22 protein-coding genes are annotated in these 20,078 nt (G+C 72.6%); 12 read left to right on the forward strand and 10 right to left on the reverse strand.

What is annotated here, in order from left to right:
- The 3 genes from VIM19_05070 to tkt form a co-directional block, all read right to left on the reverse strand.
- On the reverse strand, positions 1-895 hold an 895-nt coding region (locus VIM19_05070), incomplete at its 3' end, for a glucose-6-phosphate dehydrogenase (GenBank protein ID HEY5184274.1).
- Positions 892-2,004, reverse strand: a complete 1,113-nt coding sequence (gene tal / locus VIM19_05075) for a transaldolase (GenBank protein HEY5184275.1) — start codon at positions 2,002-2,004, stop codon at positions 892-894. The genes VIM19_05070 and tal, both read right to left, overlap by 4 nt.
- A 12-nt stretch (positions 2,005-2,016) precedes the next feature.
- Entirely contained in the window at positions 2,017-4,110 is a 2,094-nt protein-coding gene (tkt, locus tag VIM19_05080; protein ID HEY5184276.1) for a transketolase, read from the reverse strand.
- A 203-nt stretch (positions 4,111-4,313) separates the two neighbouring features.
- Between tkt and VIM19_05085 the strand changes: the two genes are divergently transcribed.
- Positions 4,314-5,204, forward strand: a complete 891-nt coding sequence (locus tag VIM19_05085; protein ID HEY5184277.1) for a heme o synthase — start codon at positions 4,314-4,316, stop codon at positions 5,202-5,204.
- Positions 5,205-5,219: 15 nt separating this feature from the next.
- Here the strand turns inward: VIM19_05085 and VIM19_05090 are convergent, their stop codons facing one another.
- Both VIM19_05090 and VIM19_05095 read right to left on the reverse strand, forming a co-directional pair.
- Complete coding sequence (locus VIM19_05090; protein HEY5184278.1) at positions 5,220-6,500, reverse strand: HAMP domain-containing sensor histidine kinase; 1,281 nt, start codon at positions 6,498-6,500, stop codon at positions 5,220-5,222.
- Entirely contained in the window at positions 6,497-7,180 is a 684-nt protein-coding gene (locus VIM19_05095; GenBank protein HEY5184279.1) for a response regulator transcription factor, read from the reverse strand. Before VIM19_05095 ends, VIM19_05090 begins: the two co-directional genes overlap by 4 nt.
- Positions 7,181-7,324: 144 nt before the next feature.
- On the opposite strand from VIM19_05095, the gene VIM19_05100 reads away from it, so the two are divergent.
- The gene (locus VIM19_05100) at positions 7,325-7,999 is read left to right on the forward strand and encodes a hypothetical protein (GenBank protein ID HEY5184280.1); all 675 of its coding nucleotides are present in this window, start codon (positions 7,325-7,327) and stop codon (positions 7,997-7,999) included.
- 7 nt (positions 8,000-8,006) lie between these two features.
- On the opposite strand, the gene VIM19_05105 is transcribed toward VIM19_05100, so the two are convergent.
- From VIM19_05105 to VIM19_05115, 3 genes are read right to left on the reverse strand one after another with little or no spacing between them, the layout of a single operon-like run.
- Positions 8,007-8,954 (reverse strand): COX15/CtaA family protein, encoded by a 948-nt coding sequence (locus tag VIM19_05105; protein HEY5184281.1) that lies wholly within the window; start codon positions 8,952-8,954, stop codon positions 8,007-8,009.
- Between the two features lie 18 nt (positions 8,955-8,972).
- Positions 8,973-9,755, reverse strand: a complete 783-nt coding sequence (locus VIM19_05110) for an ABC transporter permease (GenBank protein HEY5184282.1) — start codon at positions 9,753-9,755, stop codon at positions 8,973-8,975.
- Positions 9,752-10,669, reverse strand: a complete 918-nt coding sequence (locus tag VIM19_05115) for an ABC transporter ATP-binding protein (protein ID HEY5184283.1) — start codon at positions 10,667-10,669, stop codon at positions 9,752-9,754. The genes VIM19_05110 and VIM19_05115 overlap by 4 nt, the downstream gene beginning before the upstream one ends.
- A 70-nt stretch (positions 10,670-10,739) precedes the next feature.
- Between VIM19_05115 and VIM19_05120 the strand changes: the two genes are divergently transcribed.
- Genes VIM19_05120 through VIM19_05155 form a run of 8 tightly spaced genes read left to right on the forward strand, consistent with a single transcriptional unit; the run spans position 10,740 to position 17,143 of the window.
- The gene (locus VIM19_05120) at positions 10,740-11,444 is read left to right on the forward strand and encodes a helix-turn-helix domain-containing protein (protein ID HEY5184284.1); all 705 of its coding nucleotides are present in this window, start codon (positions 10,740-10,742) and stop codon (positions 11,442-11,444) included.
- Complete coding sequence (gene sufB, locus VIM19_05125; protein HEY5184285.1) at positions 11,441-12,853, forward strand: Fe-S cluster assembly protein SufB; 1,413 nt, start codon at positions 11,441-11,443, stop codon at positions 12,851-12,853. Before VIM19_05120 ends, sufB begins: the two co-directional genes overlap by 4 nt.
- Positions 12,854-12,855: 2 nt before the next feature.
- Positions 12,856-14,001 carry a Fe-S cluster assembly protein SufD gene (gene sufD / locus VIM19_05130; GenBank protein HEY5184286.1) on the forward strand — a complete coding sequence of 382 codons (1,146 nt, stop codon included), beginning with the start codon at positions 12,856-12,858 and terminating at the stop codon, positions 13,999-14,001.
- Positions 13,998-14,315, forward strand: coding sequence for a non-heme iron oxygenase ferredoxin subunit (locus tag VIM19_05135; GenBank protein HEY5184287.1), 318 nt, complete (start codon positions 13,998-14,000; stop codon positions 14,313-14,315). Before sufD ends, VIM19_05135 begins: the two co-directional genes overlap by 4 nt.
- The gene (sufC, locus tag VIM19_05140) at positions 14,315-15,079 is read left to right on the forward strand and encodes a Fe-S cluster assembly ATPase SufC (protein ID HEY5184288.1); all 765 of its coding nucleotides are present in this window, start codon (positions 14,315-14,317) and stop codon (positions 15,077-15,079) included. The genes VIM19_05135 and sufC overlap by 1 nt, the downstream gene beginning before the upstream one ends.
- Positions 15,076-16,368, forward strand: a complete 1,293-nt coding sequence (locus VIM19_05145; GenBank protein HEY5184289.1) for a cysteine desulfurase — start codon at positions 15,076-15,078, stop codon at positions 16,366-16,368. The genes sufC and VIM19_05145 overlap by 4 nt, the downstream gene beginning before the upstream one ends.
- A complete protein-coding gene (locus tag VIM19_05150) occupies positions 16,368-16,817 on the forward strand; it encodes an SUF system NifU family Fe-S cluster assembly protein (protein HEY5184290.1) in 450 nt (149 codons plus the stop codon). The genes VIM19_05145 and VIM19_05150 overlap by 1 nt, the downstream gene beginning before the upstream one ends.
- Positions 16,814-17,143, forward strand: coding sequence for a metal-sulfur cluster assembly factor (locus VIM19_05155; protein ID HEY5184291.1), 330 nt, complete (start codon positions 16,814-16,816; stop codon positions 17,141-17,143). Before VIM19_05150 ends, VIM19_05155 begins: the two co-directional genes overlap by 4 nt.
- A gap of 24 nt (positions 17,144-17,167) precedes the next feature.
- Here the strand turns inward: VIM19_05155 and VIM19_05160 are convergent, their stop codons facing one another.
- Together VIM19_05160 and VIM19_05165 are read right to left on the reverse strand one after the other, a co-directional pair.
- Positions 17,168-17,275 (reverse strand): neutral zinc metallopeptidase, encoded by a 108-nt coding sequence (locus VIM19_05160; protein ID HEY5184292.1) that lies wholly within the window; start codon positions 17,273-17,275, stop codon positions 17,168-17,170.
- The gene (locus VIM19_05165; protein ID HEY5184293.1) at positions 17,272-17,739 is read right to left on the reverse strand and encodes a neutral zinc metallopeptidase; all 468 of its coding nucleotides are present in this window, start codon (positions 17,737-17,739) and stop codon (positions 17,272-17,274) included. The genes VIM19_05160 and VIM19_05165 overlap by 4 nt, the downstream gene beginning before the upstream one ends.
- A gap of 406 nt (positions 17,740-18,145) precedes the next feature.
- Here VIM19_05165 and VIM19_05170 point away from each other — a divergent pair, with 406 nt between their 5' ends.
- Both VIM19_05170 and VIM19_05175 read left to right on the forward strand, forming a co-directional pair.
- Entirely contained in the window at positions 18,146-19,744 is a 1,599-nt protein-coding gene (locus VIM19_05170; protein ID HEY5184294.1) for an ABC-F family ATP-binding cassette domain-containing protein, read from the forward strand.
- Between the two features lie 120 nt (positions 19,745-19,864).
- Positions 19,865-20,077 carry a helix-turn-helix domain-containing protein gene (locus VIM19_05175; protein ID HEY5184295.1) on the forward strand — a complete coding sequence of 71 codons (213 nt, stop codon included), beginning with the start codon at positions 19,865-19,867 and terminating at the stop codon, positions 20,075-20,077.
- Position 20,078: the final 1 nt, after the last annotated feature.

The raw sequence follows: 20,078 nt of genomic DNA on the forward strand, positions 1-20,078 counted from the left end.
TCGACAGGTCGGCCGGGAGCCGCACCGCGGAGAGGATCTTGGCTTTCTCCGTCCGCACGGCGGCCGCGTCGAAGGAGACCGGCTCCTCCATGGCGGTCAGGGCGAGCAGCTGCAGCAGGTGGTTCTGGATGACGTCCCGGGCCGCACCGATGCCGTCGTAGTAGCCGGCCCGGCCGCCGATGCCAACGTCCTCGGCCATGGTGATCTGCACGTGGTCGACGTAGTTGGAGTTCCACACCGGCTCGAACATCTCGTTCGCGAAGCGCAGCGCCAGGATGTTCTGGACGGTCTCCTTGCCGAGGTAGTGGTCGATCCGGAACACCGAGCCGCTGGGGAACACCTCGTCGACGATCCGGTTGAGCTCCTCGGCGCTGGCCAGGTCGTGCCCGAACGGCTTCTCGATGACCACCCGGCGCCAGGCCCCCTCGGGCCCGTCGGCCAGCCCGTTCTTCTTCAGCTGGTGGATCACCTGGGGGAAGAACTTGGGTGGCACCGACAGGTAGAAGGCGTGGTTTCCGCCGGTGCCCTGCTGCTCGTCGAGGTCGGCGATGGTCTGCCGCAGGGTGTCGAACGCGGCGTCGTCGTCGAACTCGCCGGGGACGAACCGGATGCCCTTGGCCAGCTGCTGCCAGACCGTCTCGCGGAACTCGGTCCTGGCGTGCTCCTTCACCGCGTCGTGGACCACCTGGGCGAAGTCCTGGTCGGCCCAGTCGCGGCGGGCGAACCCGACCAGGGCGAAGCCCGGCGGCAGCAACCCCCGGTTGGCCAGGTCGTAGATCGCCGGCATCAGCTTCTTGCGAGCCAGGTCTCCGGTCACCCCGAAGATGACCATCCCGCAGGGTCCGGCGACGCGGGGGAGCCGCCGGTCGCGCGGGCCCCGCAGCGGATTGCTCACCGGTGCGTCCCGGCCTGGTCCAGCAAGGTCCGCAGCGAGCTGAGCAGGTCGGTCCACGACGCCTCGAACTTGGCCACGCCCTCGTCCTCGAGGACGGTGACGACGTCGTCGTAGTCGACGCCCACTGCCGCCAGGTCGGCCATCACCTGGTGCGCGTCCGGGTAGGACGGCCGGACGGTCTCCCCGTGCAGCCGGCCGTGGTCGGTCATGGCGTCGAGGGTCTTCTCCGGCATGGTGTTGACCGTGCCGGGAGCAACCAGGTCCACGACGTACCGGGTGTCGTCGTACGCGGGGTTCTTGACCCCGGTCGAGGCCCACAACGGGCGTTGTGGCCGGGCGCCGGCCGCGGCCAGCGCCTGCCACCGGACTGAGCCGAACACCTCCTCGTACGCCTCGTACGCGAGCCGGCCGTTGGCGATGGCGGCCCGGCCGCGCAGCGCCATCGACTCCGGGGTGCCGATCTTCTCCAGTCGGGTGTCCACCTCGGTGTCGACCCGGCTGACGAAGAAGGACGCGACCGAGGCGATCTGCGACAGGTCCCGCCCGGCCGCCCGGGCCTGCTCCAGGCCGGCCAGGAACGCGTCCATCACCGCGCGGTAGCGGTCCAGGGAGAAGATCAGCGTGACGTTGACGCTGATCCCGTCGGCCAGCGCCTGGGTGACCGCGGGGAGGCCCTCGACGGTGGCCGGGATCTTGATCAGCAGGTTGGGCCGGTCCACCAGCCAGGCCAGCCCGCGGGCCTCCGCGATGGTTGCCTCGGCGTCCCGGGCTCGCCGCGGGTCGACCTCGATCGAGACCCGTCCGTCCAAGCCGTCGGTGCGCTCGTGCACCGGACGCAGGACGTCGCAGGCCCAGCGCACGTCGTAGGTGGTGATCATCCGGACCGACTCCTCGACGCTGAGCCCGCGCGCCGCGAGGTCGGCGACCTGGGCTGCGTAGTCCTCGCCCCGTCGCAGCGCCTGTTCGAAGATCGTCGGGTTGCTGGTGACCCCCGTCACCCCACGCGCGACGAGCGCGGCCAGACTGCCACCGGCCAGTCGGTGCCGGCTCAGGTCATCCAGCCACACGGACACTCCGTCGGCAGCGAGCTCCTCGATCGGGTCGGCCATGGCGGTTCTCCTTCAGCTCGCGGCGTGCCTGCTGTCGTGGGCCGCCGCGACGACGGCGTCCACGGTGATCCCGAACTCCCGGTACAACGTCTGGTAAGCCGCGGACGCGCCGAAGTGTTCCAGACTCACGCAGCGCCCGGCGGTGCCGACCAGCCGGTACCAGGGCTGCGCGATGCCCGCCTCCACGGACACCCGGGCGGTCACCGACGCCGGGAGCACGCCGTCACGGTAGGCGGCGTCCTGCTCGTCGAACCACTCGAGGCAGGGCATCGACACGACTCGGGTGGGGATGCCGTCGGCCTGCAGCCGCTCGCGGGCGGCCAGCGCCAGCTGGACCTCCGACCCGGTGCCGATGAGCAGCACCCTGGGGGCGCCGCCGTCGGCCTCGGCCAGCACGTAGCCGCCCCTGGCCACCCCTTCGGCCGAGGCGAGCACCGCGCGGTCGAGCACCGGGACGTTCTGCCGGGTCAGCGCCAGGCCGGTGGGCGTGGCACGCTCCAGCGCGACCCGCCAGGCCTGCGCGGTCTCGTTCGCGTCGGCCGGCCGGACGACGGCCAGGCCCGGGATGGCCCGTAGCGCGGCCAGCTGCTCGACCGGCTGGTGGGTGGGGCCGTCCTCGCCCAGGCCGATCGAGTCGTGGGTCCACACGTAGACGACCGCGGTCTGCATGAGGGCGGCGAGCCGCACCGCCGGCCGCATGTAGTCGCTGAACACCAGGAAGGTGCCGCCGTAGGGGCGGGTGCCGCCGTGCAGCGCGATGCCGTTGAGGATCGCGCCCATCGCGTGCTCCCGGATGCCGAAGTGCAGCGTGCGGCCGTACGGTCCGCCGGGCCACATGCCGGTCTGATGGACGGCGGGGACGAACGAGGGCTCGCCCTTCATCGTCGTGTTGTTCGACTCGGCCAGGTCGGCCGAGCCGCCCCACAGCTCGGGGAGAACCGGGGCCAGCGCGTCCAGCACGAGGCCGGACGCCTTGCGGGTGGCCATCCCGTCCGGGTCGGCCGGGAACGTCGGCAGCGCCGTCGTCCAGCCGTCCGGCAGGGTGCGGGTGGCCAGTCGGGCCTGCAGCGCGGCCCGCTCGGGGTGCGCGGCCGCCCACGCGGCGAACCGGTCGTCCCACTCGCCGCGCAGGGCGGCGCCGCGGCTGGCCACCTCCCGGGCGTGCGCCAGCGCCTCGTCGTCGATCTGGAAGGACCGTGCGGGGTCCAGCCCGAGCAGCCGCTTGGTGGCGGCCACCTCCTCGACGCCCAGGGCCGAGCCGTGGGCCTTGCCGGTGTTGCGCAGGTGGGGGGCCGGCCAGCCGATCACGGTGCGCAGCACGATGATCGAGGGGCGGGCGGTCTCGTCCCGCGCGGCCTCGAGTGCCGCGCCGAGGCCGGCCCGGTCCACGTTGCCGTCGGGCAGCGCGGCGACGTGCTGGACGTGCCAGCCGTAGGCCGCGTAGCGGGCGCCGACGTCCTCGCTGAACGCGATCGCGGTGTCGTCCTCGATGGAGATGTGGTTGTCGTCGTAGACCAGCACCAGGTTGCCCAGCTGTTGGTGGCCGGCCAGCGAGGACGCCTCCCCGGACAGGCCCTCCTCCAGGTCGCCGTCGGAGCAGATCACCCAGATCCGGTGGTCGAAGGGGCTCTCTCCCGGCGCCGCGTCGGGGTCGAACAGGCCCCGCTCGCGTCGCGCCGCCATCGCCATCCCCACCGCGGTGGCCACCCCCTGGCCCAGTGGCCCGGTGGTGGTCTCGACCCCGGCCGTATGCCCGTGCTCGGGGTGGCCGGGGGTGCGGCTGCCCCAGGTGCGGAAGCTCTGCAGGTCGGACAGCTGCAGCGGGTACCCGGACAGGAACAGCTGGGTGTACAGGGTGAGGCTGGAGTGGCCGGCCGACAGCACGAACCGGTCCCGCCCGGCCCAGGACGGGTCTGACGGGTCGTGCCGGAGGAACCGCTGGAAGATCAGGTAGGCCGCCGGCGCCAGCGCCATCGCCGTCCCGGGGTGGCCGTTGCCCACCTTCTGGACGGCGTCCATGGCCAGCCCCCTGGCCATGATCACCGCCCGGTCGTCGAGGTCGGTCCAGGCCGGCCGGTCGCCGGGCCGATGCGTGGTGTCGCTCACGGGTGAACCGTTCCTCTCGGCGGTGGGACGGCGGGTCGCCGTCGCGCTGGGTCAGGACTGAGCTGCGCGGGCCCGCACCCACTCGGAGCCTACCGATACGATGGGCCGGCGCCCGTCGGTGTGGATGGACGGGACCGGACCGGAAGGTGGACGTGACCGCCGTCGACCCGAGGACCCCCGCCGACTCCGCCTCGCGGCCGACGGTGCTCACGACGGCGGCGGCGTACGTGGCCCTCACCAAGCCGCGGATCATCGAGCTGCTGCTGGTGACCACCGTCCCGACGATGTTCGTGGCCTCGGGCGGGGTGCCGTCGCTGGGGCTCGTGCTGGCCACGCTGCTCGGTGGCACGCTGGCCGCCGGCAGCGCCAACACGCTCAACTCGTTCCTGGACCGCGACATCGACGCAGTGATGCGGCGCACCGGCCGTCGTCCGCTCGCAACCGGCGCGATCACCCCCCGGGCCGCATTGGTCTTCGGCGCGGCGCTGGGCGTCCTGTCGCTGCTGTGGATGGCCTGGACGGTCAACGCGCTGGCCACCTGGCTGACCCTGGTCGCGATCTTGTTCTACGTGCTCGTCTACACGGCGGGGCTGAAGCGGCGGACCCCGCAGAACATCGTCTGGGGCGGCGCGGCCGGCTGCATGCCGGTGCTCATCGGGTGGGCGGCCGTCACGGACGGCCTGGCCTGGACGCCGGTGGTGCTGTTCGCGGTGATCTTCTTGTGGACCCCGCCGCACTACTGGCCGCTGTCGGTGCGGTTCCGGGACGACTACGAGGCGGCCGGCGTGCCGATGCTGCCGGTGGTCGCGTCGCCGGCCACGGTCGCCCGGCAGATCGTCCGGTACAGCTGGGCCATGGTGGCAGCGACCGTCGTCCTGGTGCCGGTGGGGCGGATGACCGTGGTCTACACGCTGAGCGCAGTCCTGCTCGGCGCGGTCTTCCTGCTCGAGGCCCACCGGCTGCAGGGCCGGGTCCGGGCCGGGGCGGGCGACCTGCGGCCGATGCGCCTGTTCCACTGGTCCATCTCCTACCTGAGCCTGCTGTTCGTCATGGTCGCGATCGACCCGCTGCTGCCACTGCACCCGCTGTTCTGAGCCCGGCCGGCCAGGTCAGCGGGGCGGCCCCAGGTCCACCACGACCCGGGTGCCGCCGTGCTCGGACAGCCCGAGACTGAGCTCGCCGCCGGAGGCCTCCGCCGTTCGCCGCACGATGTCCAGGCCGAGGCCGCTCGACCCGCCGTGGCTGCTGCCCCGCTCCAGCACCCCGGGACCGGGCAGCCCGGGGCCGTCGTCAGCCACGACGAGGCGCGCGCCGCCCAGCCGGCGCGGCCGCAGCTCGACGCTCAGGGCGGTCCCGTCCGGGGTGTGCGCGAAGACGTTGCCGAGGAGCGCGTCCACGGTCTCGGCGAGGTCCGCGGCGGAGCTCCGCACCGCGATCGGCCCCCGGTGGATCTCGGTGACCACCTGCCGGTCGGTGTCCTCGGCGAGCACCCGCCAGAAGTCGACCCGGGAGGACACCACCGCGGCCGCGTCGCAAGACGCGAGCACGCCCTCGCGCTCGGGCCGGCGGGCCTCGGCGATGACCTGGTCGACGACGCGGCCCAGCTCGCCGACGTCGCGGGCGAGCCGCTCGCGCTCCTCGGGGTCGCGGAGCCCCTCGGCGTCCAGGCGCAGCGCGGTGACCGGTGTCCGCAGCCGGTGCGACAGGTCGGCGGCGGCCTCCCGCTCGGCCCGCAGCAGGTCGCGGATCCGCCCGGCCAGCCCGTTGAGCGCCCGACCGGCAGCCGCCACCTCGGGCGGGCCACCCGGGCGGGCGCGGGCCGACAGGTCGCCGCCACCGAGCCGGCTGGCCGTGTCGGTCAGCGAGTGCACCGGGCGCAGCCAGGAGCGGGCCAGCCGGTCGCCGACGAGCAGGGACACCCCGAGCAGGACGACCCCGAGCACGGCGAGGACCCCCCAGGACGCGGCCACGCCCTTGGTGATCTTGCTGGCGGGCACCTCCACCCGGATCACGGCGGTGCCCTCGGGTCGGCCGACCACCGGGATGAGCACCTCGCGGCCGCCGTTCGGCAGCTTGGCGGTGAACGCCCGCCCGGTGGCGGCCAGGTCCACCGAGCGGCTGCGTGGCCGCTGGTCACCGAGCACGCTGCCGTCGCCCAGGAACACGGTGACCGGCTCGCCGAGGGACGAGCGGATCTGGGCCACCGTGACCCCGAGGGTGGAGGCGTCCACCACGGCGACCACGGCGGCCAGGGGCTGCACGCCCAGGGTCGCCTCGTTGGTGGCTCGTTCCGCCGCGGAGGAGCGGATCAGCAGCGCCAGCGGCACCAGAAAGGCCACGAGGACGAGCAGGGTCGTGGCTGCGAGGGTCAGCAGGACCTGCCGTCTCACTCAGCCGGCTCCACGAGCTTGACCCCCACGCCCCGCACCGAGATGAGGAACCGGGGCTCCTGGGCTGTCTCGCCGAGCTTGCGGCGCAACCACGACAAGTGGACGTCGACGGTCTTGTCCGCCCCGCCGTACGGCAGCCGCCAGACCTCGGACAGCAGCTCGCGCTTGGTCACCACCTGGCCCACGTGCGCCGCCAGGTAGGCCAACAGCTCGAACTCGCGGGGGCTCAGGTCCACCGGGCCGCCGTCCAGCACGACGGTCCGGGCTCGCACGTCGATCTGCAGCGGGCCCACCGTGAGCCGGGAGTCCGGCTCGCCCGTCGCCGAGCGGCGCAGCACGGCGCGGATCCGCGCGTCCAGGGTCTCCGCGCTGAACGGCTTGACGACGTAGTCGTCGGCGCCGGCGTCCAGCGCGCGGACCATCGACGGGTCGTCGTCGCGCGCGGTGGCCACGATGACGGGGACCGAGCTGACCGCGCGGAGCATCCGGAGCAGCTCGGCGCCGTCGAGGTCGGGCAGCCCCAGGTCGAGGACCACCAGGTCGGGTCGGGACTCCAGGGCCTCCCGCAGCCCGGTCATGGCGTCGGGAGCGGTGGAGACGGCGTGCCCCCGCTCGCCCAGGCTGCGGATCAGGGCGGAGCGGATCGCCGGGTCGTCCTCCACCACCAGCACGTTGGGCACATGCGCACGGTAGCCGCCCGGACGGCGGGCGCGGGTGAGGTGGTCGTGGCTGGCGTGGGGACGGCTGGGCGGTTGGCCGACGCTTGTCGGGGTCTTAGCCTCCGGTTAGTGGTCCCGGCGGGGTGGGTGAGGGACCATGACGGCATGCCTCGTCGTGCCGTCTACGTCACCGGATGGGTCGCGGTCACGTCCGCAGCCACGGTGATCGGCCTCGGGGCCGTGGGCGTGCTGCGCGGGGCGGTGCAGGGGAACGACACGGTCACCGCCCTGAGCCAGCAGCAGGTCACCGACCAGCTGCAGAGCGCGGCACCCGCGGTGGCGGCCAGCACGACGGCCCCCGGCGCAGCGACGAAGTCGACCTCGCCGACCCGCAGCGCGCAGGGCACCAGCACCGCGCCGGGCCAGTCGCACCCGGCGCCGCCGTCGCACCCGGCGACCACCGCGACGCCGCAAGTCGTGCCGCCCAGCCAAGCGACGTCCACGACGGCCTCGCCCAGCCCGGAAGCCAAGACCAGCCCGGCGCCGACGCAGACCGAGCACTCGACCCCGACGGCACCGCCCACCGCCGCCTCGACCGCCACGTCGTCCTACCAGGCGTTCACCTCGGCCGGCGGCACGGTCTTCGCGCGCTGTACGAGCGGGAACCAGGTCAGCGGGACGGCGACGCCGAACAACGGCTACGGCATCACCGAGCAGGAGCTCGGCCCGGACTCGCACATCAAGGTCGAGTTCGTCGGGAACGGCAGCAAGATCACCGTTCAGGTGGCCTGCTCGGGCGGGACGGCGACGGCCAGCGTCCAGACTGAGTCGGGCGACTGACCTCCGGTCAGGCCGGGCGCAGCGCCTGCTGGTCCGGGTCCGGGCTGGGCGTGCCGGGCGGGCGGACCGCCCGCTGCCGCAGCGCGAACGGGATGAGCAGGGTCGAGATCCACACCAGGGTGGCCCCGAGCAGGTGCACGGCGACGATCGCCTCGGGCAGCCCGGTGAAGTACTGCAGGTAGCCCACGGCGCCCTGGCCGAGGGAGACCGCGAGCAGCACGACGACCCGTCGAAGGGCGACCGGCGGCCCATCGGTGAGCCGCAGTGCGACGTACAGGGTGAGCGTGGCGCCGATGAACAGCAGGACGACGTCCGCGTGCAGCCAGCTCATGGTGCGCGGGTCGAGGCCGAACCGGGCCGGTGTGACGGCGTCCCCGGAGTGCGGCCCAGAGCCGGTGACGATCGTGCCGAGGACCAGGACGAACCCGGCAAGCACCAGCACCCCGCGGGACAGCCAGACGACCTCGGAGCGGACGAGTGACGTGGTGGGACCGTCCCCAGGCTCGTTGCCCCGCTCGTACAGCGCCACGGCGGTCGCGATGAGGCCCATCGAGAGCAGGAAGTGCGCGGACACGGTGTAGGGGTTGAGCCCGGTGAGCACGGTGATGCCCCCGAGGACCGCCTGGGCCACGACGCCCAGGACCCCGGCGCCGGCCAGCAGCACGAGCGGCCGGCGGCGCGGCACCTGCCGCCAGGCCACGATCACGGCGGCCGCCACGGTGAGGAACACGACGAAGGTCAGCGTGCGGTTACTGAACTCGATGTACTTGTGGTAGCCCTGCGCCTGGTGCGGGGTGGGCACGTAGGAGCCGGGCGAGCACTGCGGCCAGGTGGGGCAGCCGAGGCCGGACCCGGTGAGCCGGACGACGCCGCCGGTGACGACGATGCCGGCCTGCGCCACGATGTTGGCCTGGAACACGCGCCGGGCGAGCGGCCCCACCGCCTGAGTCTCCACGGCGACGATGGTAGGGGGCTACTCCCAGCGGAACGTCAACGCGGCCGCAGTCAGCGACCCGGCGGCCCACAGCGTCAGCACCCCGATCGGCCCCCAGGGGGCGGGGCCGCCGCTGAACGCCGTCCGCAGCCCGTCCGCCAAGGCGGTCGAGGGCAGCGCCTCGAGGACCGGCTGCGCCCCGGCGGGGAACCGGTCGAGGGGCACCACGATGCCGCCGGCCAGCAGCAGGAGCAGGTAGACCAGGTTGGCCAGGGCCAGGGTGGCCTCGGCGCGCAGCGTGCCGGCCATGAGCAGCCCGAGGCCGGAGAACGCCGCGGTGCCGAGCGCGAGCAGCAGCAGGACCGTGAGCCACTGGATGTTCCCTGGCCGCCAGCCGAGCAGCGCGCCGACGCCGAGCAGCAGCAGCAGCTGGCCCAGCTCGACGACCAGGACGGCCAGCGTCTTGGCTGCCAGCAGCCCCGACCGGGGCAGCGGCGTCGAGCCGAGCCGCTTGAGCACTCCGTAGCGGCGCTCGAAGCCGGTGCCGATGGCCTGGCCGGTGAACGCCGTGGACATGACCGCCAGGGCCAGGATGCCGGGGAGCAGGTAGTCCACCCGGCGACCCGAGCCGAGGCTGACCACGTCGACCAGGGTGAACAGGACGAGCAGCAGGGTCGGGATGACCAGGATGAGCAGCAGCTGCTCGCCGTTGCGCAGCTGGGTGGCCAGCTCGGAGCGGGTCTGGGCCCAGACCATGCGGCCCAACGGCGCGGCCCCGGGGGCGGGGGTGAACCGCCCGCCGTCTACTGCGGGCGCGGTCATCGCGGGGTCCGGCCGGTGAGCTCGAGGAAGACGTCCTCGAGGGTGCGGCGCTCGACCGCGAGGCGGTCCGGCATCACGCCGTGGGCGGCGCACCAGGCGGTGACGGTGGCGAGCAGCTGCGGGTCCATGGGGCCGACCACCCGGTAGCTGCCGGGGGAGTCCTCGGTGACCTCGCAGCCCTCGGGCAGGGCACCCCTCAGGGCGGCGACGTCCAACCGCTTGGGTCCGTTGAACCGCAGCGTGTTCTCGGCACCGTGGCGGGTGAGCTCGGCGGGGGAGCCGGCCGCCACGACCCGGCCGGCGTCCACGATGACGACGTGGTCGGCCAGCTGCTCGGCCTCGTCCATGAGGTGCGTGGTGAGGACGACGGACACGCCGTCGGCGCGCAGCTCGCGGACCAGGTCCCAGGTGGACAGCCGGGCCTGCGGGTCCAGCCCGGCGGTGGGCTCGTCGAGGAACACCAGCTCGGGGCGCCCGATGAGCGCGAGCGCCAGCTTGAGCCGCTGCTGCTCACCGCCGGACATCCGCCGGTAGGGCGTGTGGCCCATGCGGTCGACCCCGACCCGCTCGGCGAGCGCCTGCGGGTCGAGCGGGTGGGCGTAGAGCGCGGCCGCGAGCCGCAGCGACTCCAGTGCCCGGCCGCCGGGCGGCACTCCGCCGCCTTGCAGCATGACCCCGATGCGCGGGCGCAGCGCGCGCGCGTCGCGGTGCGGGTCCAGCCCCAAGACGCTCACGGTCCCCTCGGCGGGGGTCCGGTAGCCCTCGCAGGTCTCGACCGTGCTCGTCTTGCCGGCCCCGTTCGGGCCGAGCACGGCGGTGACCGAGCCGCGGGGGGCGGCCAGCGAGAGCCCGTCGACGGCGACGGTCCCCCCGTAGCGGATCACCAGCCCATCAAGCACCACCGCCGGCTCGATCACGGCGCCGATCCTACGTTTCCCGATTCCTGGCGAACCGGGGCGTGCGGGACGGCGGGAATTAGGTAACATGGCCGTTGTGAAATTGGCCGACGCACCGCAGCAGGCCGGCGGGGGCACCCGCTCCCGCCTGGTCCGCTCGCTGCTGCAGGACGGTCCCGCCACGGCGGCCACGCTGGCCGAGCGAGTCGGCCTGACCTCCGCGGCCGTCCGCCGGCACCTCGACGTGCTCGCCGCGGACGGCCTGGTCACCGCGGGGCAGCGGTCCCCCTACGGGCCGGACCCGCGGCGTGGCCGCGGCCGCCCGGCCAAGGTGTACGCGCTCACCCCCACCGGCCGCGAGTCGTTCCAGAGCACCTACGACGACCTCGCCGCCCAGGCCCTTCGCTACCTCACCCGGGTGGGCGGTGAGGTCGCTGTGGGCGAGTTCGCCCGGGAGCGGGCGGCGCTGTTCGAGCAGCGGTACGCCGACCTGGTCGCCCACGCCGAGCCCGGCCAGGAAGCGGCCGCGCTGGCCGCAGCCCTGTCCGCGGACGGCTACGCCGCCTCCGCCGAGCCGGCCCCGGCCGGCCTGGGGGAACAGCTGTGCCAGCACCACTGCCCGGTCGCGCACGTCGCGGCGGAGTTCCCGCAGCTGTGCGAGGCCGAGACCGAGGTGTTCTCCCGCCTGCTCGGCCGGCCGGTGCAACGGCTGGCCACCATCGGGCACGGGGACCATGTCTGCACCACCGTCGTCCCGAACCGTTCCGCATCGCCGGAGAGGACCGCGTCATGACCCAGACCGCCCACCCCGACCTCGAGGGCCTCGGCCGCTACGAGTTCGGCTGGCACGACAGCACCGACGCCGGCGCGAACGCGCGGCGCGGGCTGAACGAGGAGGTCGTCCGCGACATTTCGGCCCGCAAGAACGAGCCGCAGTGGATGCTCGACCTGCGGCTGAAGGGGCTGCGGCTGTTCGACAAGAAGCCGATGCCCGCATGGGGTGGTGAGCTCGGCGGCATCGACTTCGACAACATCAAGTACTTCGTCAAGTCGACCGAGAAGCAGGCCACATCCTGGGACGAGCTGCCCGCCGAGATCAAGAACACCTACGACCGGCTGGGCATCCCGGAGGCCGAGAAGCAGCGCCTCGTGTCCGGCGTCGCGGCGCAGTACGAGTCCGAGGTTGTCTACCACAAGATCCGTGAGGACCTCGAGGAGCAGGGCGTCATCTTCCTCGACACCGACACCGGCCTGCGCGAGCACGAGGAGCTGTTCCGCACCTACTTCGGCTCGGTGATCCCCGTCGGCGACAACAAGTTCGCCTCGCTGAACACGTCGGTGTGGTCGGGCGGCTCGTTCATCTACGTGCCCAAGGGCGTGACCGTCGAGATCCCGCTGCAGGCCTACTTCCGGATCAACACCGAGAACATGGGCCAGTTCGAGCGGACGCTGATCATCGCCGACGAGGGCTCCAACGTGCACTACGTCGAGGGCTGCACGGCGCCGATCTACTCCAGCGACTCGCTGCACTCGGCCGTCGTCGAGATCATCGTGAAGAAGAACGCCCGGGTGCGGTACACGACCATCCAGAACTGGTCGAACAACGTCTACAACCTGGTCACCAAGCGGGCCGTCGCGTACGAGGGCGCCGTGATGGAGTGGGTCGACGGCAACATCGGTTCGAAGGTCACCATGAAGTACCCGGCCGTGTTCCTCATGGGCGAGCACGCCAGGGGCGAGACCCTGTCGATCGCGTTCGCGGGGGAGGGCCAGCACCAGGACGCCGGCGCCAAGATGGTCCACTGCGCGCCGAACACGTCGTCGTCCATCGTGTCCAAGTCGGTGGCCAGGGGCGGCGGTCGGACCTCGTACCGCGGGCTGATCCAGATCCAGGAGGGCGCGTACGGCTCGCGCTCCACGGTGCGCTGCGACGCGCTGCTCGTGGACGGCATCAGCCGGTCGGACACCTACCCGTACGTCGACGTCCGCGAGGACGACGTGTCGATGGGGCACGAGGCGACCGTGTCCAAGGTCTCCGAGGACCAGCTGTTCTACCTGATGAGCCGTGGCGTCACCGAGGAGGAGGCCATGGCAATGATCGTGCGCGGCTTCGTCGAGCCGGTGGCCCGCGAGCTGCCGATGGAGTACGCGCTCGAGCTGAATCGGCTCATCGAGCTGCAGATGGAAGGGGCCGTGGGCTGACCATGGGAGTCACGCACACCGCGACCGACGTCCGGCCGCAGCAGGTCGACTCGTTCGACCTGGCCGACCACCCGGTGCCACAGGGCCGCGAGGAGGCCTGGCGGTTCACCCCGCTGGCCCGGCTGCGTGGCCTGCACGACGGCACGGCGGCGGCTGACGGCAAGGTCGTCGTCGACGTCGACGCAGCACCCGAGGTGACGGTCGAGACGGTCGGGCGCGACGACCCGCGGCTCGGCACCACGGGCGCGCCGCGCGACCGGGTCGCCGCACAGGCCTGGGCCGGGTTCGAGCGGGCCACCGTGGTGACCGTTCCGGCGGAGACCACGGCCTCGCGTCCCACCGTGCTCACGGTGCGTGGCGAGCATGCCGAGGGCGCGGCCTACGGGCACACCGTGATCGATGTGAAGCCGTTCGCCTCGGCGGTCATCGTCCTGGAGCACACCGGGTCGGCCACCTACGCCGACACCGTCGAGGTGCTGGCCGGGGACGGCGCCCAGGTCACCGTGGTCTCGCTGCAGGAGTGGGCCGCCCACACGGTGCACGTCGGGTCGCACCGGATCCACGTGGGACGGGACGCCCGGGTGCGGCACGCCGTGGTGACCCTGGGCGGGGACCTCGTCCGGATCAGCCCGGTGGTCGACTACACCGGCCCCGGCGGCGACGTCGAGCTGCTCGGGCTGTACTACGGCGACGCCGGCCAGCACCTGGAGCACCGGCTGTTCGTCGACCACGCGGTGCCGCACTGCCGCAGCAACGTGGTCTACAAGGGCGCGCTGCAGGGCGCCGACGCGCACACCGTGTGGATCGGTGACGTGCTGATCCGGTCCGGTGCGGTGGGCACCGACACCTACGAGATCAACCGGAACCTGGTGCTGACCAAGGGTGCCCGCGCCGACTCGGTGCCGAACCTGGAGATCGAAACCGGCGAGATCGTCGGCGCCGGACACGCCAGTGCCACCGGCCGGTTCGACGACGAGCAGCTGTTCTACCTCCAGTCTCGGGGCATACCGTCCGACGAGGCGCGCCGGCTGGTCGTGCGGGGCTTCTTCGCCGACCTGCTGGCCCGCATCGGCGTGCCCGACCTGGAGGAGCGTCTCCTCGCAGCGGTCGACGCCGAGCTCGCGATCTCCGTGGGAGCTGGCGCATGAGCTACCGCAACGCCTGCCCGCTGGCCGAGCTGCGCGAGGGCGGCACCCACCGGGTCGTCATCGACGGGATCCCGGTCTGCCTGGTACGCACCGACGGCGAGGTGCGCGCCATCAACGACACCTGCTCGCACGCGGACGTCTCACTGTCCGAGGGCGAGGTCGAGGGCCTGACCATCGAGTGCTGGCTGCACGGCTCCCGCTTCGACCTGGTCACCGGCCGTCCCACCGGCCTGCCGGCCACCAAACCGGTCCCTGTCTACCCCGTGAAGATCGAGGGCGACGACGTCCTCGTCGACGTCGAGAAAGCGAACTGATGGCCACCCTGGAGATCCGCGACCTGCACGTGACCGTCGAGACCGAGGAGGGCGCGCGGGAGATCCTGCGCGGCGTCGACCTCACCGTGAGGGCGGGCGAGACGCACGCGATCATGGGCCCGAACGGCTCGGGGAAGTCGACGCTCGCCTACTCCCTCGCCGGGCACCCGAAGTACACCGTGACCTCGGGCACGGTCACCCTGGACGGCGAGGACCTGCTGGCACTCTCCGTCGACCAGCGGGCCAGGGCCGGGCTGTTCCTGGCCATGCAGTACCCGGTCGAGGTGCCCGGCGTCTCGGTGTCGAACTTCCTGCGGACGGCGGCCACCGCGATCCGCGGCGAGGCGCCGAAGCTGCGGACCTGGGTCAAGGAGGTCAACGAGGCCATGACCCGGCTGTCCATCGACCCGGCGTTCGCCCAGCGCAACGTCAACGAGGGCTTCTCCGGCGGGGAGAAGAAGCGGCACGAGATCCTCCAGCTGGAGCTGCTGCACCCGAAGATCGCCGTCCTCGACGAGACCGACTCCGGCCTGGACGTCGACGCGCTCAAGGTCGTCTCCGAGGGCGTGAACCGGGTGGGTGAGGGCGGCGAGGTGGGCGTGCTGCTCATCACCCACTACACCCGGATCCTGCGCTACATCCGGCCCGACTTCGTGCACGTGTTCGTCGACGGCCGCATCGTCAAGGAGGGCGGCCCCGAGCTGGCCGAGCAGCTCGAGGCGGAGGGCTACGAGCGCTACACGAAGGCTGCGGCCGGGGCGTGACGGCCGACCTGTCGGCTCCCGCGTCGTCCGTCCTGGACGTCGCCAGGATCAAGGCCGACTTCCCGTTGCTGGGCCGTACGGTGCGCGGTGGTCGCCGACTGGTCTACCTGGACAGCGGCGCCACCTCGCAGAAGCCGGTGCGGGTGCTGGACGCGGAGCGGGAGTTCTACGAGCGGCACAACGCGGCCGTTCATCGGGGGGCCCACCAGCTGTCCGAAGAGGCCACCGACGCCTACGAGGGCGCGCGGTTGACCGTGGCCACGTTCATCGGCGCGGACCCGGGCGAGGTGGTCTTCACCAAGAACGCCACCGAGGCGATCAACCTGGTCGCCTACTCGCTGTCGAACGCGGCCACCGGTGACCCCGAGGCGGCGCGCTTCGTCGTCGGCCCCGGGGACAGCATCGTGGTGACGGAGATGGAGCACCACGCCAACCTGCTGCCCTGGCAGGAGCTGTGCCGGCGCACCGGCGCCTCCCTGCGCTGGCTGGGGCTCACCGACGACGGCCGGCTCGACCTGTCCGACCTGGCGTCGGTCGTGGACGAGACCACGAAGCTGGTCGCCTTCGTGCACCAGTCCAACGTGCTCGGCACGGTCAACCCGGTCGGCGCCATCGTCGCCCGCGCCCGCGAGGTCGGCGCCCTCGTGCTGCTCGACGCCTGCCAGTCGGTGCCGCACGTCCCGGTCGACGTCGCCTCGCTGGGGGTCGACTTCGTAGCCTTCTCCGGCCACAAGATGCTCGGCCCGCTCGGCATCGGAGTGCTCTGGGGACGCCGCGAGCTGCTCGAGGTGATGCCCCCGTTCCTCACCGGCGGCTCCATGATCGAGATCGTGCGGATGGAGGGCAGTACCTACGCCGCCCCGCCGCAGCGTTTCGAGGCCGGCGTCCCGATGGCGGCCCAGGCGGTGGGGCTGGCGGCTGCGTGCGACTACCTGTCCGCGATCGGGATGGAAGCCGTGGCCGCGCACGAACGCGCGCTCACCGCCTACGCACTGGAGCGGCTGGCCGAGATCCCCGGGGTGCAGGTGGTCGGCCCGCGGGACGTGGTCGACCGCGGCGGTGCGGTCTCGTTCACCGTCGAGGGCATCCACCCACACGACGTCGGGCAGGTGCTCGACGACCAGGGCGTCGAGGTCCGGGTCGGCCACCACTGTGCCTGGCCGCTGGCCCAGCGGTTCGGCGTCCAGTCCACCACCCGGGCGTCGCTGTACCTGTACAACGACCGCTCCGACCTCGACGCGCTCGTCGACGGCGTGCGGTACGCGCAGCGATTCTTCGGGGCGGCCTGATGCAGCTCGAGGCCCTGTACCAGGAGCTGATCCTGGACCACTACCGGCACCCGCGGCATGCCGGGCTCCGCGAGCCGTTCGACGCCGAGGTGCACCACGTGAACCCGACCTGCGGCGACGAGGTGACGCTGCGGCTCCGGCTGGACGGCGACACGGTTACGGACGTGTCCTATGAGGGGCTGGGCTGCTCGATCAGCCAGGCGTCGACGTCGGTCATGACCGACCTGGTGACCGGTCGCACCCTGGCCCAGGCGATGGAGACCGGGGATGCGTTCCTTGCCCTCATGCAGTCCAGGGGCCAGGGAGAGCCGGACGAGGAGCTGCTGGAGGATGCGGTGGCCTTCGTCGGGGTGGCCAAGTACCCGGCCAGGGTGAAGTGCGCGCTGTTGGGATGGATGGCGTTCAAGGATGCGGCGGCCCGGGCCGTCGCGGCGAAGGAGCAGGCATGACCGAGACGGCTACCGGTGCCGACCGGATCGAGACGCTCACCGAGGCGATGCGCGACGTCGTCGACCCTGAGCTCGGGATCAACGTCGTCGACCTCGGACTGGTCTACGGGATCACCGTCGACCAGAACAACGTCGCCGTGCTGGACATGACGCTGACGAGCGCCGCGTGCCCGCTGACCGACGTCATCGAGGATCAGACGCGGCTGGCCCTCGACGGGTTCGTCGCCGATGTGAAGATCAACTGGGTGTGGATGCCCCCGTGGGGCCCCGACAAGATCACCGACGAGGGCCGCGAGCAGCTGCGTGCGCTCGGCTTCAACGTCTGAGCGACGCAACCGCCGTCGCCGGTGTCAGGCGGCGACGGCGTTGCAGCGGTTGAGGTCCGCCGTCCGGTCCCCGGTCGAGTACCAGGTCTGACGCTGCTGGGCCGAGCCGTGCGTCCACGCCTCCTGGTTCACCGGGCCGCCGCCGCCGCGGTCTGCGCCTCGGCGATGTCGGCGGGGGACACCGTCACGTTGCCTGCGGAGTTGGCGAGCGCGCCCCACACCCCCGCCAGGCAGTCGGCCGGCGGCTGCGTCTGGACCGACAGCGCGTTGGCCCCGGCGGGGTCGGCTTGCTGCCTCCGGCGAACCTGCGACTCGATCCCCAACACCGTTTGCCGGTGGTGTCCGAACTCGTGCGCCAGGATGTAGGCCTGCGCGTAGCGGCCCTGCGCCCCGAGCTGCTGCTGGAGCTGGGCGAGGAACCCGACGTCGAGGTAGATGTGCCCGTCGCCGGGGCAGTAGAACGGCCCGACCTGGGACGACGCCACGCCGCACCCGGCCCGGACCGCACCGTCGAAGAAGGTCAGCGAAGGCTCGCGCAGCGTCGTCCCACGGCGGCCCAGCTCGGCCGTCCACACCTCGGTCGTCTCGTAGAACACCTTGACGAGGAAGCCGTCGTCATACCGGTCGATCGCTTCAGGGGTGTTGCAGCGCGTGGCGAGGTCCCCTGCCGCCGAGTCCCGCCGCCCTGGTCGGGCGTTCCCGCGGTCGGCAGCGAGCCGCCACCCCCCAGCAGCAGGACGAGCACCGTCACGATCACCGCGACGATGCCACCGCCGCCGGCGACCACCGGGCCGCGGCCGAGCCCTCGGGTGCGGCCGCGGCGGTCGTCGACACCGCTCACGTCGACGTTCTGGTCGTCGAACTCCGTGGCCGGGCCTCCCCGCACGGGCGACGCCGAGGGCCTCTCGCGTCCTGCCAGTAGACTATGCCGGTGCTGCGCTGCGAGCCCTGACGGCGTCCGACTCCGCGCCCGCCGTCCCTTCTGTCCCGCGAGAGGCTCGCATGATCACCGCCCAGACCGTTGAGTTGCGCGCCGGGGCCCGGGTGCTGCTGAGCAACGCCACGTTCCGGGTCGCCGCCGGCGACCGGGTCGGTCTGGTCGGCCGCAACGGGGCCGGCAAGACGACCCTCACCCGGGTGCTGGCCGGCGAGGGCGAACCGGCGAGCGGCACGGTGACGCGCACCGGCACGGTGGGCTACCTGCCGCAGGACCCGCGCACCGGGGATCTGGGCGTGCTGGCCCGGGACCGGATCCTGTCCGCCCGAGACCTGGACACCGTGGTCCGAAAGCTGCGTGAGACCGAGGGCCGGATGGCCAGCGCGGACGAAGCCACGGCTGAGCAGGCGATGCGGCGCTACTCCCGGCTGCAGGAGGAGTTCACCGCGCAGGGCGGCTACGCGGCGGAGTCGGAGGCGGCCCAGATCGCGGCCAGCCTGGGGCTGCCGGAACGCGTGCTCGGCCAGCAGCTGCGCACGCTCTCCGGCGGGCAGCGCCGGCGGGTCGAGCTGGCCCGGATCCTGTTCAGCGGCGCGGAGACCCTGCTCCTCGACGAGCCCACCAACCACCTGGACGCCGACTCGATCAGCTGGCTGCGCGAGTTCCTGCGCACCCACAAGGGGGGCCTGGTGGTCATCAGCCACGACACCGGGCTGCTCGAGGCGACGGTGAACCGGGTGCTGCACCTGGACGCCAACCGGGCCGAGCTGGACGTCTACAACGTGGGGTGGACCACCTACCTCAAGCAGCGCGAGACCGACGAGCGCCGGCGGCGCAGGGAGCGGACCAACGCGGAGAAGCAGGCGTCCGCGCTCAAGGCTCAGGCCGACCGGATGCGCTACAAGGCCACCAAGGCGAAAGCCGCTCAGAACATGGACCGCCGGGCCGAGCGGCTGCTCTCCGGCCTCGAGGGGGTGCGGGTCCAGGACCGGGTGGCCCGGCTGCGCTTCCCAGATCCGGCCCCCTGCGGCAAGACCCCCCTCACGGCGTCCGGCCTGTCCAAGTCCTACGGGTCGCTCGAGGTGTTCACCGACGTGGACCTGGCGATCGACCGCGGCTCCAAGGTGGTCGTGCTGGGGCTCAACGGCGCCGGCAAGACCACGCTGCTGCGGGTCCTCAGTGGGCTGGAGCCCCCGGACACCGGCCAGGTGGAGCCCGGGCACGGGCTCAAGCTGGGCTACTACGCGCAGGAGCACGAGACGCTGGACACCCAGCGCTCGGTGCTGGCGAACATGGCCAGCGCGGCCCCCGATCTCCCCGAGGTCGAGCTGCGCCGGATCCTCGGCAGCTTCCTGTTCACCGGGGACGACGTCGAGAAGCCGGCGGCGGTGCTGTCCGGCGGGGAGAAGACCCGGCTGGCCCTGGCCAAGCTGGTCGTCTCCAGCGCCAACGTGCTGCTGCTCGACGAGCCCACCAACAACCTCGACCCGGCCAGCCGGGTCGAGGTGCTGCAGGCGCTGCGCACCTTCAGCGGGGCCGTCGTCCTGGTCACCCACGACGAGGGCGCGGTGCTCGCCCTGGAGCCCGAACGCGTGCTGCTGCTGCCGGACGGCGTCGAGGACCTGTGGACCGAGGACTACGCCGACCTGGTCGCGCTGGCCTGACAGCAGTCCGCCCCAGCGAAAGCACGGGCCGTCCGGGGTCTTCCGGTGGGCGTTCCGGCGTGGTTGAGTGATCATGGGTTCGAGGGACACGTCAGAACCGACACGTCAGAGGAGGCACGCGTGGCCGACCTGGGTAAGGGCCGCCGGGTGACCGGGGCCGAACGTGACAAGCTGGCCGCTGAGCTGAAGAAGAAGTACGAGAGCGGCACGAGCATCCGGGCGCTGGCCGAGTCGACCGGGCGCTCCTACGGTTTCGTGCACCGGATCTTGACCGAGTCGGAGACGACGCTGCGCGGGCGGGGCGGGGCGACCAGGGGCAAGGGCAAGAAGTAGC

This window comes from Actinomycetes bacterium (genome assembly GCA_036510875.1).
Lineage (GTDB): Bacteria > Actinomycetota > Actinomycetes > Prado026 > Prado026 > DATCDE01.

Bases quoted from the DNA above. Each gene is read 5' to 3' on its own strand.
- tal (HEY5184275.1), bottom strand. From the start codon at position 2,004: ATGGCCGACCCGATCGAGGAGCTCGCTGCCGACGGAGTGTCCGTGTGG.
- VIM19_05100 (HEY5184280.1), top strand. From the start codon at position 7,325: ATGCCTCGTCGTGCCGTCTACGTCACCGGATGGGTCGCGGTCACGTCC.
- VIM19_05110 (HEY5184282.1), bottom strand. From the start codon at position 9,755: ATGACCGCGCCCGCAGTAGACGGCGGGCGGTTCACCCCCGCCCCCGGG.
- VIM19_05120 (HEY5184284.1), top strand. From the start codon at position 10,740: ATGGCCGTTGTGAAATTGGCCGACGCACCGCAGCAGGCCGGCGGGGGC.
- sufB (HEY5184285.1), top strand. From the start codon at position 11,441: ATGACCCAGACCGCCCACCCCGACCTCGAGGGCCTCGGCCGCTACGAG.
- sufD (HEY5184286.1), top strand. From the start codon at position 12,856: ATGGGAGTCACGCACACCGCGACCGACGTCCGGCCGCAGCAGGTCGAC.
- VIM19_05135 (HEY5184287.1), top strand. From the start codon at position 13,998: ATGAGCTACCGCAACGCCTGCCCGCTGGCCGAGCTGCGCGAGGGCGGC.
- sufC (HEY5184288.1), top strand. From the start codon at position 14,315: ATGGCCACCCTGGAGATCCGCGACCTGCACGTGACCGTCGAGACCGAG.
- VIM19_05150 (HEY5184290.1), top strand. From the start codon at position 16,368: ATGCAGCTCGAGGCCCTGTACCAGGAGCTGATCCTGGACCACTACCGG.
- VIM19_05155 (HEY5184291.1), top strand. From the start codon at position 16,814: ATGACCGAGACGGCTACCGGTGCCGACCGGATCGAGACGCTCACCGAG.
- VIM19_05170 (HEY5184294.1), top strand. From the start codon at position 18,146: ATGATCACCGCCCAGACCGTTGAGTTGCGCGCCGGGGCCCGGGTGCTG.